This window comes from Microcystis sp. M31BS1, assembly GCF_020245285.1.
In the GTDB taxonomy this organism is placed as follows: Bacteria; Cyanobacteriota; Cyanobacteriia; order Cyanobacteriales; family Microcystaceae; genus Microcystis; species Microcystis panniformis.
Genome location: NZ_JADBVE010000063.1, coordinates 1 through 14,425 on the forward strand (window position 1 = coordinate 1; position 14,425 = coordinate 14,425).

The following is a 14,425-nucleotide window of genomic DNA, read 5'->3' on the forward strand; positions in this document are numbered from 1 at the left end:
ATCGAGTCGATGGACGCGTACTCGGAACTCGCCTTTTCTTTGATCCGCCTCAAGCCAGGAAAACACCCCGATTTTTCTAGGGGTCTAACGGCTATGCGCCTTATCCAGCAAGCCTTTTAGTCGCCTTGTCACCCCTTGAATTGCCGAACACATCGACTAAGCAGACAGCGATCGCTCGTTTCCCTGCTCTCAACCCCGGTGCAGTCTTAACGAGTGATTTAGATAGTCAACAGCTTATCAACCCCATTTTTCCCTATTCTAAGCGCACAATCTCTCCACCTCTGGCTAGAGATAATTCTGCTGCCTGGAGGATTTTGACTAATTGGGTCCCTACCGATCCCGAAGATACAGGAGAATTGACACCCGTAGCCACCGACTCTAAAAAATGTTCGCACAATGCTTTTAGGGGTTCACCATCGGCAATAGGGATAGATTCCGTCTCCTGTCCCCGGGGAATAAAATAGGCTTCCTGACGTTCAAAATAGCCCTTTTGTCGGGTTAAAGGCGCTCGAGAGTCTAATTCATTGAAAATTAAAGTCCCTTCGCTGCCAACTATCCCTAAGCGTCGCTGTTTATCGGGATTCAACCAACAAAGGTGAATAGTCGCTTGAAAACCATCGCCATAGATCAGGGTTAACCAGACTAAATCGGCTAGATTAGGTTGTAGCCAGAAGGTTCCCCTCGCCTGAATCAATACGGGTGTACTATTTAGCCAATGATTAAAAATCGAGATATCGTGAATAGCTAGATCCCACAAAGCGGACACATCCTGACGAACCGGACCCAGGTGAGTGCGAGTGGCATAACCATAAAGAGGTTTACCGATGCCACCGGATTGCAGGACTTTTTGTCCAGTGATAACGGCGGGATGAAAAAGATAGGTATGATCAACTAATAAAATACGCTGTTTTTGCGCCGCTAATGCCGTTAATTCGGCACATTCTTGGGGATTGAGGGTTAAGGGTTTTTCGGCGAGGACGTGATAACCTAAATTAAGAGCATCTTTAATCAGGGGATAATGGCTGATGGCAGGAGTAACAACGACTACGGCTGAGATTTCGGGATGATTGCGAATAGATTCCCAGTCATTGGCTAAAATAACCTTATTAGTATCGATATTAAATTGATCGCGACAGAGACGGAGTTTTTCAGGAGAGGAGTCAACGATTGCCACTACTTGTGCTGAGGGATGTTGAGAAAAATGACGGACGTAATGCACTCCCCAACGTCCTACCCCTAAAATAGCGATTCCTGTGGACATTTTGCTTACTCAGATAAATCAATCTAGTTTATTTTAAAAGGATTAGGCACAATTGTTAATTGATTCTGAGAACTGGAAGGGATTATGTTAAAATTTTTTATCGATCGAGGGGGAACTTTTACCGATATCGTGGCGATAATCGATCGACCAGAAATTATTGAACGACTAGCTAGAGATGCCGCTAGATTTCTGATTGTTCCCCTTGCCGATCAACAGTGGATTGTTCTCTATAAACTGCTCTCGGAAAATCCCGAAAAATACCCAGATGCAGTCATTCAAGGGATCAAAGATATTAGCGGTTCCCTAGATAACATCGAAGTGATTAAAATGGGAACAACGGTAGCCACCAATGCGCTGTTAGAAAGAAAGGGAGAGCGCACGGTTTTGTTAATCACCAAAGGGTTTAAAGATGCCTTGAGAATTGGCTATCAAAATCGCCCCGATATTTTTGCACGTCAAATTATTCTTCCTTCTTTATTATACGAACAAGTTATCGAAGTGGCCGAACGCTACGATCGTCAAGGACAAGAATTAATCGCCGTTAATCCCGCCCAAGTTAAAGCCGATTTAATACCAGTTTATCAAGCGGGTATCCGAAGTTGTGCGATTGTTTTTATGCACAGTTATCGTTATCCCGACCACGAAAAACAAGTGGCAGCCATTGCCGAAGAAATCGGCTTTACTCATCTAGCTATTTCCCATCAAGTCAGTCCTTTAATGAAACTGGTATCCCGGGGAGATACCACAGTAGTTTCTGCCTATTTATCGCCAATTTTACGCCGCTATGTTGATAGTATTAGCCAGCAATTACCGAAGACTAGCTTGTTATTTATGAAATCCGATGGCGGTTTAGTCACCGCCGATAAATTTCAGGGTAAAGATAGCATTTTATCTGGTCCTGCGGGGGGAATAGTCGGGGCAGTACAAACCAGTTTAAGGGCGGGATTTAGCAAAATTATCAGTTTTGATATGGGAGGAACTAGCACCGATGTTTCTCATTTTCAAGGGGAATATGAGCGGCAAACAGATAACGAAATTGCCGGCGTAAGAATGCGAGCGCCGATGTTAAGTATTCACACCGTGGCAGCTGGTGGGGGTTCGATTTTAGTCTATGATGGTTATCGTTTTCGAGTCGGACCGGAAAGTGCCGGAGCTAATCCGGGACCTGCCTGTTATCGACGGGGTGGACTATTAACAATTACCGATGCTAATGTTTTGTTAGGAAAAATTCAAGCTGCCTATTTTCCCGCTATTTTTGGACAAGAGGGAAATTTACCCCTAGATAGAGAGATTGTGCTGACAAAGTTTCACGAATTAGCGGCAACAATGGGGGGTAATAATAGTCCTGAACTGCTGGCTGCGGGGTTTATTCAAATTGCCGTGGAAAATATGGCTAATGCGATTAAAAAAATCTCTCTGCAAAAGGGTTATGATCTCAGTGATTATACTCTTTGTACCTTTGGCGGTGCCGGGGGTCAAGTGGCCTGTTTAATTGCCGATACTCTGGGAATGAAAAGCATTTTTCTCCATCCCTACGCCGGGGTTTTAAGCGCCTACGGCATGGGTTTGGCCGATTTGAGGGTAATTAAAGAAAAAGCGATCGAACAGCCGTTAAATGCTGATTTAATCGGGCAGTTACTCACGGAAATGAACGAATTAGAAGTTTTAGCAGGTCGGGAATTAGAGGGTTATAATCAGGTGCGGCAGCAAGTCAGTTTAAAATATCAAGGCAGTGATGCCACTTTAGCGGTTAATTTTAGCGATCAAATGCGTCAGGATTTTGAACGGGAACATCAAAGACGTTATGGGTTTAAACAAGAACAAAAAGCTTTAATTGTTGAGTCCATCGCCGTGGAATTGATCGAGACTATGGACAGTCCCCAAGAAGCAATTTTAACTCGCACCCGTCCGATGGGAGAATTACCTCCTATCCTCGATCGAGTAGCGGTTTTTCTGGCTAATCAATGGCGGGAAACGCCAATTTATCAGCGTTCAGATCTGCAACCTTTTGATTGTCTGCCAGGACCCGCAATTATTATCGAAAAAATTAGCACGATTGTGATTGAACCGGGTTGGACGGCCAAATTAACGGAGAAAAATCATTTAATTCTCTCCAAAGCTTAACTAGGGTTTGCGGCAAAAAGTTTTTCGTGGGGGTAGGGTGTGGGGTGTGGGGTGTGGGGTGTGGGGTTTTACCAGTTTTGAGGTGGCCAATTACCTAATTTTCAGGGAAAAAGTGCCTAAATTTCCCCCACTTTTTGATTTCAAAAAAGCCTAAAGATATTATCCAACAAGGTTTTTAGATTTATTCAGCCAGCCCTACTTAGAAATATCTACAGCAGTTATCCTAATTGATCAATTCTCATTTCGCCGAGGTATTTACGGAGACAGGGAGAAAAAACCTCGTAAATCAGGGTAAGGGGTTGGCGAGCGTGCCAAAATAGGTAATGACGACCCCAAAATGCTCCTTTTTCCCCAAAAGCTATTTCTAATTCCGGGGAATGACCGTAATAAAGTCCCTGCACATCGCGATACAATTCCGTGTGCAGCCGCGAGAGACTTTCCCAAATCGGTAGGGAACGATTTTCTAGATATTCGTCCACTTGATTGGCAGACCACCAAGAAGCGGCATAGGCTAACCTTTGACCACTAGCTGTGCGTAACCAGACTTGACGACGCAATCTCGGTCCTGGAATCAGGCTAATTTTCATCGGTGCGCCATCCTCATCGTCGCCGATGGGGGACATATCGATCACATCCACCTCCGTTTTTTCACCAGTTAAAAGTTGTAAATGACGGGTGGGAGAACCATCGCCGAGAATTAAAATCTGCCAAGGAGGCGCGAGTTGGCTATGGGGTAAACCTTGTTTCACATCGGTTTCGTCTCCTTGCCAGAGAGGGGACAGGGAGTACCAAGGACGATTAAGCAGGGGTTTTTCTTGGGGGTGGAGGATAGCAGTCAAGGTTTGTTACAAAACTTTATGATTTTTTCATTAATCATAACACGGGATTTTTGTCTGCTGGTGATAAAAGCGATCGCCTTGCTCCAATCCTCTCTAACTTTTTGGTTAGCATAGGCACTCTCGCCAAAGGAGATCGGCTATTTTGATCTTAACGATAGAAAGGTATGAATATCTGTAGGAGTTTTTGTAATCTTCTCAGGGCAATTAATTGTCGAATCTTGGGATTGATTTGGGGTGGATAAATGCTAGTGGCTAATTGTTCTTCTAGTAAGGCATATTCTGCCGCATTTAGGGGTTGATTATCCAAGGGCGATCGAGCCGAAGTGATAATTTCTGCTCGTAAAACTTCTTCGGGAATATCTTCAGGAGCGGGCAAAGCAAGGGCTTTTAGGGGCGATAAGAAACCGATCGAGATGAGGATGATAATTTTGGTCGTTCGCTGCATTTAATTTAAACCAGGGGGCAATTTTTCTCGACACTGTTGATGAATTTCCCCGATTCTAGCAAACAACCAGGGATATTTTTGACGATAACTGGGAATTAGAGCCAGAGGACTGAGTAGGGCAGTGGCGGCAATATCGGCTACACTTAATTTATCTCCCACCAAATAGGCCTGATTTTGCCAATATTCTAGAATCTTGAGGGCATTTTCTAGCCGCTCCTCCGCTAGTTTTACCCTGGCTGGGGTGATTTTATATTGTTGTCGCACGATATTAATAATTATTTGACTACTCAGGGAAGGATCGATCGCTTTTCCCTCTCCGGCGCGATAATTATAATAGACAAATCTAGTCGCTACTCCAATACTTTCATCTAACCAATCCTCTAGTAACCAAGCTTGATTTTTCTCCTTTTCCCCAGCGGGAATAAAAGAGGGGAAAGGAACTACTTTTTCTAAATATTTTAAAATGGCAGTAGAATCGGCAATAATCTCATCTGCTGCCATTAAAACGGGGACAGTGGTTAACCCTTTGGTTAGGGGACTGAGTTTGAGAATATGTAGTCCGGGGGTGAGATTTTCTACTTGGTAATCAATCCCCTTATAACCTAGAGCTAAACGAGCTTTGCGACAGTAATGAGAGGTGCTAAATTGCAGTAAGAGCATTAATTGTTGTTGATTGCTATATTAGTTATCAGTTATCAGTTATCAGTTACCAGTTATCAGTTATCAGTTATCAGTTATCAGTTATCAGTTATCAGATTTGAGTTTTAAGTGAGCAGTATGTATTAAGCGAGCAGTATTATTCCTAATATGTTTTCACTGATCACTGTTCACTGATCACTGTTCACTGATTACTATTTACTGTTTACTGTTTACTGAATTGGCAATAGGTCTATACTATGAGCAAACCCCCCCTTTTTTCGGCTGTTTCTCCTCCTGATGCGACTAATTCACTGGCAAAAGATCCCTGGTTAGCTGTCAATCTCTCGATGTTCTTCCCCGGCTTGGGACAATGGTATGCTAACAAAAACCAAAAAGCAACCATTTGGGCGATCGCTCAAGTAATATTAATAATTGTAACAATTTGGTCAATTTTTAGTCCCAATGGCCCTGTAAGCTGGGGATTAGGGGGAATAGTTGCTCTGGTTGTCCTTTACGTTAGCAATATTTTTGACGCTCACTGGAGTGTTTATTATTCCAGACAGAATAACAGCTTAGAGAAAATTCCCCGGAAACAAAAAAACCCATGGTTTGCCGTCTTCGCTAACCGGATTATGCCAGGTTTGGGGCAATTGTACGCTGATAAGGTGAGCTTAGGGATAATTTTTCTGACTATATCCCAGATTAGCCTGAAAATGGCTGATTTTTTTGCTAATATCCTCTTTCTTGCGCCTTTAATTACAGCGATCGCTATTTATCATGTTTATCACACTTTCCCCCATCAATTCCATCCCCATCGTCACACCTATCGTTCCATTTTGGCGCTGATGGTGGCAGCAATTTTTACTTGGGGAATTATCTGTAATTATTTTCCCGATTGGTTACATCAAAAAATAGAATTTTTCGAGATTCCTAGCGAATCCATGCTGCCTACCCTCGCAGTAGGTGATCGCGTTTTCGTCAGTCAATCCAGTAATTATCAAGCGGAAAGAGGCGATATAATTGTTTTTAGAACTCCCGAAAAAATTAAGCAACTAGAGCCTAATTCGGGAGATTTTTTTATCAAACGAGTCATCGCTATTCCCGGGGATACCATTGAAATCCGCAGGGGTAAAGTTTATCTCAACCGGCAAGTTATCGAGGAAACCTACACCGCCGAGTTAGCCAATTATGAAATAGAATTTATGACTGTACCCCCAAAAACCCTGTTTGTTTTGGGAGATAATCGTAACCATAGTTTTGATTCCCATGCTTGGGGTTTTTTGCCAGAAAGTTATATCGTTGGTCAAGCCTATAAAGTTTACTGGCCTCTCGATCGTGTCCAGTCTTTGCTATGATGGGGATGACTGGGGTAACTTTGAGCCTAGGTGTTACAGTTAGATGAGTTGGGGTATTGTTAGATGATTATAACATTCCCAACCTCTTGAAATGTTACTGAAAAATCCCCACTGTTCCTAGATAACTAACTCCAATCTTTTCTTGCTTAATATGCTCTTAAAATTCCCTCAAAAGCTTAAAATTCAGCGAATAATATTATTAATATTCTGGCTAGGAATAGGGATATTTTTCTGGTGGTTATCCTGGCAATCCACTGGGATGAGCCAAATTCAACGACCCGAAACAGTTGCTCAACAAATTTATCAAGCAATGCCAGATTTACCGAAAGAAAACAACTATACCCGTCGAGACACAGGAGCGATCGATCCGAATAATACCCTAATAAGTCGCTTTCTTCGTTATCATCAAGATACCAAAAAAAGATTTACTCTCATCCGTTTTGATTGGCAATTAACCCTAGGAGATTATCTAGGAGTAAACGAGAAAATCAGCGAAGAAAACTATCCCGGACAAGCAACCCTTACCGTTAATCCCATGACTGCCGATATCAAAGCGATTAACAGTCTTAATCGTCGTCAACGGCAGCAGTTAGTAACTCTTTTAGTCGAAATTTATAACCCCGCTATTCTTCCCCAAGAAACCCCCAATCCTAGTCCTTCTCCTCGTCCTTCTCCCCGTCGTCCATCATTATCAAAACCGGGAGATGCCGACCTATTAAAATTCTAGAAAATTATGGAAAAAATTCTCAAATATGGTTCGGGTTGGCGACTCGGTTGGAATCCTACGGCAACCGTTTATAAAGGATTAATTGGTGGTGATGATTGGGCGATCGAATTAACCGAGGCCGAGTGGCAGGATTTGCGTCGGTTACTATCACAATTGACTGCGACTATGGCTTCCATAGCCACAGAATTAATGGATGAAGAAAGTATTGCTTGTGAAGCGGAAAGCGAGCTTTTATGGTTAGAAGCGACAGGATTTCCCGATAATTATTCCCTGCGATTGATTCTCTATCAAGGTCGCAGTTGTGAGGGCAATTGGTCGGCCGCTGCCCTGCCAGAGTTGCTCGCTGCTTGGGACAATTTGCTTTACAATTTTTAAGAAAGCGGTGGGCATAAGTTAATTTTTGTCTCCCCCTCTTGACTTTTTGAATCCCCTGTGCTGCCATGATTGCCCATCCGAGGACGAGGACCGATAATCTCACCTACACTCCGCCCCCATTGCTGAAAAACGGTTTTGCCATGACTCTCTATGTGGCCCTAAAAGCGCGAGAAACCTGGCAAAATACGATCGCTATTCCCGAACCAGTCTATCAAGAAACCATTTTCACCGGGGCTAATGCCGTCCCCATCTACGGGATTTTTTCCATTCCCCCGCAAGCGAAAGGAACCATTATCGGCACCTACGGCATCACGGGAGACTTAGATAATCAATGGTTTTTAAGGATTTTAGGCAGAAAAGCCGTAGCGAGAAACTACGCGGTCGTCCTCTTCGATTGGCGGGCCCACGGTAAGACAGCCGAATTATCCCCGACTCTCACCTCTGATGGCATCTATGAAGGGCTAGATTTCCTTCATATTGCCGCCCAAGCTCAAAAAATGGGCTGTCCTGCCCCTTTTTGGTTCACGGGTTACTCTCTGGGGGGACAATTAGCCCTCTGGGGAATTAAATCGGCAGAGAATCAGGAAGATATGGGGATAGATCCCACCCATATCGGCGGCGGTGCGGTAATTTGTCCTAATTTAGACTCTAATCGTTCTTTATCCTATCTCGTTCGGGATACCTGGGGGAAACATCTGGAAAAAGCGATCGCCGGGGAACTACGCAAGTTAGCCAAACGCATCCATAAAGCTCATCCTGATCATATCGATCCCCAAGCAATTACTCGCGCCACCACGATTGCCGGATTCGATCGAGAATTAGTGATTAAAAAGCTAGGATTTGAGACAGTTTTTGACTATTATGCCGCTAGTAGTCCCTTGCCCTTTCAACCCTATTTAACTAAACCCACTTTTATCCTCTACGCAGCCGATGATCCCCTCTTTTCCCCCGCAGTTATTCCCGATCTGCAAGCAGCGATCGCCGATAATCCCCATGTGGATCTACTTTTAACCAACCATGGCGGTCATGTGGGTTATATCAGCAGTTTATCCTGTCAGCGTCAGTGGGGCGATAGCGATCGCTGGTGGGCATGGAATCGGGTTTTAGACTGGTTTGACCAAAAAACTGGCAAATAAGGGCTAATTTCTAGGAGTCAAAGGCCGCTAGAAACTCCTCCACCTGTTCCCGAGTCGGTTGAGATGCGATCGCTCCTGCTCTTCTTGTCACCATTGCCCCCACCGCACAGGCATAAATCACCGCATTACGGGCTAAATCGGCATTTTCCTCGATTTGATCGCCTCCCAGACCAGCACGAGCCAAAAAACCCGCCACAAAGCCATCCCCTGCCCCAGTTGTATCCACTACCTCCCCAGAAAAAGCCTCGACAGCACCGCTATTTTCGCCTAAATGATATTTACAACCTTTTGCGCCGCCAGTAACCAGAATTGCCCCTAAATTGGGGTATTGTGATGATATTTCTCCGGGGGTATCAGTGCCAAATAACCATGCTGCTTCTTCCTCGCTACATTTGAGCAAATCGGCCTGGGCAATAAAATCTCGAATGATATCAGGGGCAGCCTCAAGATTAGGCCAAAAAACCGGTCGCCAGTTGATATCGACCAATACTTTCACCCCGTAAATTTTAGCCAATTCGAGGGCGCGCATCATCGCAGCTCTCGCCGGGGGATAGGCTAACCCTAGGGTTCCCATCACTAGATAATCGGCATTTTTCCAGAGATTTTCGGGCAATAGGTCAGCATTAAGGGCAGTATCGGCAAAATCCGTCGTTTTAATGCCGCCAAAACCCGCAAAATGTCTGTCTCCCCCAGCATCGCGGGTGACATAAACTTGTCGGGTGGGTAGGGTGGCATGATACTGTACACCAGTGGTATCGACTCCGAGAGCGTCTAGCAAGGCGATTAACTGTTCCCCTCGTTGATCTTTGCCCACACAACCGATAAAAGCCGAATTTATGCCCAATTTTCGCAATCCACAGGCCACGTTTGCCGGCGCACCCCCCGCGTAGGTTGTCCAAGAAGTCACTTGCTCCATAGCGCAATCGCTTTGATCGGCAATTAGATCAGAGAGGATTTCCCCTAAACAAATGACAGACACTGGCGAAGATCTTTGATTGTTAAGCATTGCTGTGGGAAGTGGGGTAATGGGGAAGTGGGGTAATGGGGAAGTGGGGAAGCTGTCTCAACCCTATCACCCCAAAACCCTATCACCCTATCTCCTCCTGACGACCGACTCCTGAATCCTGAATCCTGACTTGTCAAGAAATGACGATAAATCAACTAGAGATTATCTTAGGCATTTAGTATAATAAAATACATAGATAAGGGTAAATTGCTCGTAGATTAGCCTGAGGGAGCGTGAATCCTTTTTCTCGCCCAAATATCTTCCCCTGTTTTTTAGTCTTAGACTAAGGAAATATCATGATTGATTGTAGTCAGATTCAGTTTGACGAGGATAAAAGCAAGATAGATTTATTGCAACTACGAGAATTATTTAATTTAACCGCATTTTGGGCAATAGATCGCCGTTTAGAAGATTTAGAAACCGCAATTGACTATAGTGATCCGGTGGTGACGGTGTGGAATGAGCGGCAATTAATTGGTTTTGCTCGGGCTACTTCTGACGGCATTTATCGGGCCACTATTTGGGATGTGATCGTTCATCCCGATTATCAGGGAGCGGGTTTAGGGCGTAAATTAGTAGAAACAGTTTTAGCCCATCCCCGGATGAATCGGGTGGAAAGAGTCTATTTGATGACTACTAACCAACAACAATTTTACCAGCGCATTGGTTTCCAAAGCAACGCCATGACGACGATGGTATTATTTAATCGTTATCCCGAGGAGTTTTCCTGTCCGGCGATCGAGGTAAAGAAAAAACGATCCGTGTGAGCTTGTCCTGACTATTGTTATTGATTTGATCTAAGCTCATTTCCCCCCCCGATACTTCGATAATTCCCTTCGCTAACTGGAATTTAAGACCGGGAGAAAGACCGAGAGCTTGAGTAAATTGTTTGACTTCTTCTGGCTTTGATTCTAAACTCAAAGGAGAAATTTCTGGCATTTGCCAGAGAGCGATTTCCCTGGGAAATTCTAGGGTAATGGTGACTTTTTTCTCGCCAAGGGCGCTTACCGATATACAAATAGAGCCGCTCGCTAAGTTGGTGATCACTGCATCGACGAGAAGGACAAGAGCGGAGGATAAACGCTGATAATCGGCAATAATAGCAATATCATCGGTTAAAGGGCTAAATTTAAGCTTAATATTGCGATTAGCTGCCTGTAAATAGGTTAAACTTGCCCAATCTTCCCAGAGTTTAGTTAAAGAAAAAATTTCTCCCTCCAGAGGTATAGTACCCGACTCTAGTTTGGAGAGATTAATCATCTCATCGAGCATTGCCATCAGTTTACGGCCCGCCAGTTGCCCCTGGGCGATAAATTCCCTTTCTTCGGCCGGACTTTCGCAAAGATCGGCGAGAATCATTTGATGGAGACTGATCATACTGCTTAATGGCGATCGCAATTCGTGGGCAACCCGTCCCAAAAAACTGCTTTTGAGGTGATTAATTGCCACAGCCATCTGATAAGCGAGGCGAGTTTGCTGTAATTCCCGTTTTAAAGCGTCAATATCGTCCATATTTACAGAAAAACTGCCCCTTGTCGTAAGATATCCCATCTTTGACATTGCCAACGCGCGACGGTGGAGGGTTGTCCACTATTGATTATTCCCCATGCTTGCCTTTCTGTGGGAGCTAACACCGTTACCGAGGGAAAAGTAGTCATAATCGCTTCTGGAGTTAATAAAGGCTCTTGTCCTGACAGATTAGCACTTGTGGTCGCTAAAACACCAGTTCGACCGAGAATTTCTCTTGCGATCGCATGAGCGGGAACTCGGATACCAATCGTGCTAGGATCCTTAGGGTTAAGAACTTTTGGTACTTTTTCAGAAGCAGGTAAAACCAAAGTTAGGGAGCCGGGCCAGTGTTTTTCGGTCATTTGCCGCCAAATCTCCCTTTCTTCCTGATTTCCCTTGACATAATCCCATAAATCTGATGCTGAGGCCGCCATGAGAATTAAAGGTTTATCAAAAGTCCGTTTTTTAGCGGCAAAAACTAAGGCAGCATAGGGGGGAGAAACCGCTAAAGCGGGAACTGTATCCGTGGGAAAAGAAACCACTTGACCACTGAGGGCCGCGTGAACAATTTCGTTAAGAGAAGCAGTAGGCATTGAGAATTGATCATTTTTGGGGACTAATTTAGCCTAAAACTTTTTGGTACAATTTTAAACGGGTAGGGTTGATTCATGAATCAACCCTACCTTGAATCAACCCTACCTTGAATCAACCCTACCTTGAATCAACCCTACCTTGAATCAACCTACTTGATCAGCGGGGTATCTGAAAGTTTTTAACACCTACCGACTTATCTCCAACCAATTATCGACAGTTAATTATGAATGAGCCTGATACTTTTGCTAATCTCAAACAATTAGAATATATTCCCTACCTAGATGACACGGGTAATATCTGTGCTGATTTCCAGGGAAAAATCGGGGTTTATGCAATTTTTGATCGAGAACAAGTTTTAGAGTTTGTCAGCTATTCTCGTGATATTTATCTCAGTTTAAAACAACATCTTGCCCGACAGCCCCAAGCTTGTTATTGGCTAAAAATCCAGGTTATTGAGCGTCCTAATCGGACTATTCTCGAATCGATTAAACAAGCTTGGCTAAGAGAAAGTCAGGCAGTAATCGGCAATGAAAAACTCTGGACAGAACCAATTGATGCTAAATTAGCCATGACTGAGACAGAAAAAGAAATTTTTCAAAGTGCTGATGAATTAGGGAAAATCAAGTTATTAAAACAGGTATCCAGACGAGTAGAAAACGATATTTTATCAACCCTAGAAAAACGGGGAGTACAGATGGAAATTCGTTTTAATCCCAAGTTAAAAGAACAGGGTTTGCTCGATTTAAAGTAAAAATTACCTGGAGCGATCGATTCCCCAGACAAACCGCTATGATATTATATCGCCCCCTCCCCACAGCAATGGAACAGCGATGACCACTCCAGACTGGCCAAACCTACTGCAGCAACTACTCGATCGAAAATCCCTTTCCCTTAACCAAGCTCAAGAATTAATGACCGGATGGTTAAACGGCCAGATTCCGGAAGTTTTATCGGGGGCGATTTTAGCGGCTTTGCAAGCAAAAGGAGTCTCGGCCGCCGAATTAGCGGGAATGGCTGGAGTTTTACGGCAACAATCTCGCTTAGAAGACCCTAAACCCCATACTACTCCCGTTATCGATACCTGTGGCACCGGCGGTGACGGGGCCTCAACCTTTAATATTTCCACTGCCGTGGCTTTTGTGGCGGCCGCCGGGGGCGTAAAAGTGGCTAAACACGGCAATCGCTCTGCCTCCAGCAAGGTCGGTTCGGCCGATGTTTTAGAATATCTTGGGGTTAATTTAAGCGCCCCTAGCGAGAAAGTGGCGGCGGCCCTAGATGGGGTGGGAGTGACTTTTCTTTTTGCCCCCGGTTGGCATCCAGCCCTGAAAAGTGTGGCTAATCTCCGCAAAACCCTGAAAGTTCGCACGGTTTTTAATCTTCTGGGCCCTCTAGTTAATCCTCTCCGTCCCACAGGTCAAGTTATCGGGGTTTATGACCGGCAATTTCTCACCCCCATGGCCACGGCTCTAGCACAAATGGGAACCCCCAAGGCGATTATTGTTCACGGCCGGGAAAAACTCGACGAGGTGGGGTTAGGAGACCTGACCGATATGGCTTTATTAAATAATGGCGAGGTGATTTCTGCGGCAATCGATCCCTTGTCAATTGCTATCCCCAGAGCCAGTTTAAATGCCCTTAAAGGCGGGGAAGTGCCAGAAAATGCCGAAATCCTCAAAAATGTCCTGCAAGGGGGGGGAACGCCAGCTCAACGGGATGCTGTGGCGATTAATGCCTCTCTTGCCCTACAGGTGGCAGAAAAGGTCTCTTTTGGCGACCATGCTGCCGGTTTCGCCCTCGCACGCGAGATTTTAGCCAGTGGATTAGCTTGGCAAAAATTAGAGGAGTTGGTTAAGTTTCTCGCCTAGGACAATTCACAGGAGTCGGGAGACTCCGAGACAGGAGATTGCTTTTATTTATTCTCCCTATCTCCCCACTTCCCCACTTCCCCACTCCCCCACTCTGCAATAATTACTCGCAGCCAGAAATATGCGGCGTATCATACTTTGTGCTTTTTGTCAAAAAAACTTTTTTTTTGCAATAAAACTACATAAAAAAAAGATCATCGTTATGGGTGAAATTGACTGATTTACCCGTTTCAATTAGGATACCCTTCTAGGTGTGGCAAGGGTTTCAACCATTGCTGCCCAAAAAAGCACAAAATAACCCATTATGAAATTCAGTAAAATCGCTGTAACCATGATAACATCGTTGTTAAATAAAAATCTTTCTCAATTAATTCTTAAGAATTTGTAAATATTGCGGAATGTTAATTTAAATATTCTCAAGTTTTTGCAGTCAATAAATAATTTTTGCTTATCTTTGTCAGAAAATAGAACTCCTGCAAAAATACAACATCTACCATTGGGTTAGGAGTCAGTTATCAGTTATCAGTTATCAGTTATCAGTTATCAGTTA

At 44.2% G+C, this 14,425-nt stretch carries 15 protein-coding genes; 8 read left to right on the forward strand and 7 right to left on the reverse strand.

What is annotated here, in order from left to right:
* Positions 1–253: 253 nt before the first annotated feature.
* Positions 254–1,261: a Gfo/Idh/MocA family protein gene (locus tag IM509_RS03385; RefSeq protein WP_072923485.1), complete on the reverse strand. Its 1,008-nt coding sequence runs from the start codon at positions 1,259–1,261 to the stop codon at positions 254–256.
* A gap of 84 nt (positions 1,262–1,345) precedes the next feature.
* On the opposite strand from IM509_RS03385, the gene IM509_RS03390 reads away from it, so the two are divergent.
* Positions 1,346–3,385, forward strand: a complete 2,040-nt coding sequence (locus IM509_RS03390) for a hydantoinase/oxoprolinase family protein (RefSeq protein WP_072923488.1) — start codon at positions 1,346–1,348, stop codon at positions 3,383–3,385.
* Positions 3,386–3,603: 218 nt separating this feature from the next.
* Here IM509_RS03390 and IM509_RS03395 read toward each other — a convergent pair whose 3' ends face one another.
* From IM509_RS03395 to IM509_RS03405, 3 genes are all read right to left on the reverse strand, one after another.
* Positions 3,604–4,224, reverse strand: a complete 621-nt coding sequence (locus tag IM509_RS03395) for a chorismate lyase (RefSeq protein WP_002767928.1) — start codon at positions 4,222–4,224, stop codon at positions 3,604–3,606.
* Between the two features lie 148 nt (positions 4,225–4,372).
* Positions 4,373–4,669, reverse strand: coding sequence for a hypothetical protein (locus tag IM509_RS03400; RefSeq protein WP_002787937.1), 297 nt, complete (start codon positions 4,667–4,669; stop codon positions 4,373–4,375).
* Positions 4,670–5,329: a glutathione S-transferase family protein gene (locus IM509_RS03405; protein ID WP_052275712.1), complete on the reverse strand. Its 660-nt coding sequence runs from the start codon at positions 5,327–5,329 to the stop codon at positions 4,670–4,672.
* 236 nt (positions 5,330–5,565) lie between these two features.
* On the opposite strand from IM509_RS03405, the gene lepB reads away from it, so the two are divergent.
* The 4 genes from lepB (at position 5,566) to IM509_RS03425 (ending at position 8,901) form a co-directional block, all read left to right on the forward strand.
* Complete coding sequence (gene lepB / locus IM509_RS03410; RefSeq protein WP_052275713.1) at positions 5,566–6,663, forward strand: signal peptidase I; 1,098 nt, start codon at positions 5,566–5,568, stop codon at positions 6,661–6,663.
* Between the two features lie 151 nt (positions 6,664–6,814).
* Positions 6,815–7,390 (forward strand): hypothetical protein, encoded by a 576-nt coding sequence (locus IM509_RS03415; protein ID WP_052275714.1) that lies wholly within the window; start codon positions 6,815–6,817, stop codon positions 7,388–7,390.
* Between the two features lie 6 nt (positions 7,391–7,396).
* Positions 7,397–7,765, forward strand: coding sequence for a DUF1818 family protein (locus IM509_RS03420; protein WP_052275715.1), 369 nt, complete (start codon positions 7,397–7,399; stop codon positions 7,763–7,765).
* Between the two features lie 65 nt (positions 7,766–7,830).
* Positions 7,831–8,901 carry a YheT family hydrolase gene (locus tag IM509_RS03425; protein WP_052275716.1) on the forward strand — a complete coding sequence of 357 codons (1,071 nt, stop codon included), beginning with the start codon at positions 7,831–7,833 and terminating at the stop codon, positions 8,899–8,901.
* A 10-nt stretch (positions 8,902–8,911) separates the two neighbouring features.
* On the opposite strand, the gene IM509_RS03430 is transcribed toward IM509_RS03425, so the two are convergent.
* Entirely contained in the window at positions 8,912–9,907 is a 996-nt protein-coding gene (locus IM509_RS03430; RefSeq protein ID WP_072923493.1) for a carbohydrate kinase family protein, read from the reverse strand.
* 296 nt (positions 9,908–10,203) lie between these two features.
* Between IM509_RS03430 and IM509_RS03435 the strand changes: the two genes are divergently transcribed.
* On the forward strand, positions 10,204–10,674 hold the full coding sequence (locus IM509_RS03435) for a GNAT family N-acetyltransferase (protein WP_052275718.1): 471 nt from the start codon (positions 10,204–10,206) through the stop codon (positions 10,672–10,674).
* On the opposite strand, the gene IM509_RS03440 is transcribed toward IM509_RS03435, so the two are convergent.
* Together IM509_RS03440 and IM509_RS03445 are read right to left on the reverse strand one after the other, a co-directional pair.
* On the reverse strand, positions 10,610–11,467 hold the full coding sequence (locus IM509_RS03440) for a sensor histidine kinase (protein WP_185237507.1): 858 nt from the start codon (positions 11,465–11,467) through the stop codon (positions 10,610–10,612). The genes IM509_RS03435 and IM509_RS03440 overlap by 65 nt on opposite strands.
* Positions 11,422–12,009, reverse strand: coding sequence for an L-threonylcarbamoyladenylate synthase (locus IM509_RS03445; protein ID WP_052275720.1), 588 nt, complete (start codon positions 12,007–12,009; stop codon positions 11,422–11,424). The genes IM509_RS03440 and IM509_RS03445 overlap by 46 nt, the downstream gene beginning before the upstream one ends.
* Before the next feature lie 224 nt (positions 12,010–12,233).
* Between IM509_RS03445 and IM509_RS03450 the strand changes: the two genes are divergently transcribed.
* Together IM509_RS03450 and trpD are read left to right on the forward strand one after the other, a co-directional pair.
* Positions 12,234–12,761, forward strand: a complete 528-nt coding sequence (locus IM509_RS03450; protein WP_052275721.1) for a GIY-YIG nuclease family protein — start codon at positions 12,234–12,236, stop codon at positions 12,759–12,761.
* 79 nt (positions 12,762–12,840) lie between these two features.
* Complete coding sequence (trpD, locus tag IM509_RS03455) at positions 12,841–13,875, forward strand: anthranilate phosphoribosyltransferase (RefSeq protein ID WP_185237173.1); 1,035 nt, start codon at positions 12,841–12,843, stop codon at positions 13,873–13,875.
* Positions 13,876–14,425 lie beyond the last annotated feature (550 nt).

What these genes read in the sequence shown, in the direction of transcription:
- IM509_RS03425 (WP_052275716.1), top strand. Translation starts at nt 7,831, where the DNA reads ATGATTGCCCATCCGAGGACGAGGACCGATAATCTCACCTACACTCCG.
- IM509_RS03415 (WP_052275714.1), top strand. Translation starts at nt 6,815, where the DNA reads ATGCTCTTAAAATTCCCTCAAAAGCTTAAAATTCAGCGAATAATATTA.
- lepB (WP_052275713.1), top strand. Translation starts at nt 5,566, where the DNA reads ATGAGCAAACCCCCCCTTTTTTCGGCTGTTTCTCCTCCTGATGCGACT.
- IM509_RS03435 (WP_052275718.1), top strand. Translation starts at nt 10,204, where the DNA reads ATGATTGATTGTAGTCAGATTCAGTTTGACGAGGATAAAAGCAAGATA.
- IM509_RS03440 (WP_185237507.1), bottom strand. Translation starts at nt 11,467, where the DNA reads ATGTCAAAGATGGGATATCTTACGACAAGGGGCAGTTTTTCTGTAAAT.
- IM509_RS03405 (WP_052275712.1), bottom strand. Translation starts at nt 5,329, where the DNA reads ATGCTCTTACTGCAATTTAGCACCTCTCATTACTGTCGCAAAGCTCGT.
- IM509_RS03400 (WP_002787937.1), bottom strand. Translation starts at nt 4,669, where the DNA reads ATGCAGCGAACGACCAAAATTATCATCCTCATCTCGATCGGTTTCTTA.
- trpD (WP_185237173.1), top strand. Translation starts at nt 12,841, where the DNA reads ATGACCACTCCAGACTGGCCAAACCTACTGCAGCAACTACTCGATCGA.
- IM509_RS03385 (WP_072923485.1), bottom strand. Translation starts at nt 1,261, where the DNA reads ATGTCCACAGGAATCGCTATTTTAGGGGTAGGACGTTGGGGAGTGCAT.
- IM509_RS03430 (WP_072923493.1), bottom strand. Translation starts at nt 9,907, where the DNA reads ATGCTTAACAATCAAAGATCTTCGCCAGTGTCTGTCATTTGTTTAGGG.
- IM509_RS03445 (WP_052275720.1), bottom strand. Translation starts at nt 12,009, where the DNA reads ATGCCTACTGCTTCTCTTAACGAAATTGTTCACGCGGCCCTCAGTGGT.
- IM509_RS03450 (WP_052275721.1), top strand. Translation starts at nt 12,234, where the DNA reads ATGAATGAGCCTGATACTTTTGCTAATCTCAAACAATTAGAATATATT.
- IM509_RS03390 (WP_072923488.1), top strand. Translation starts at nt 1,346, where the DNA reads ATGTTAAAATTTTTTATCGATCGAGGGGGAACTTTTACCGATATCGTG.
- IM509_RS03420 (WP_052275715.1), top strand. Translation starts at nt 7,397, where the DNA reads ATGGAAAAAATTCTCAAATATGGTTCGGGTTGGCGACTCGGTTGGAAT.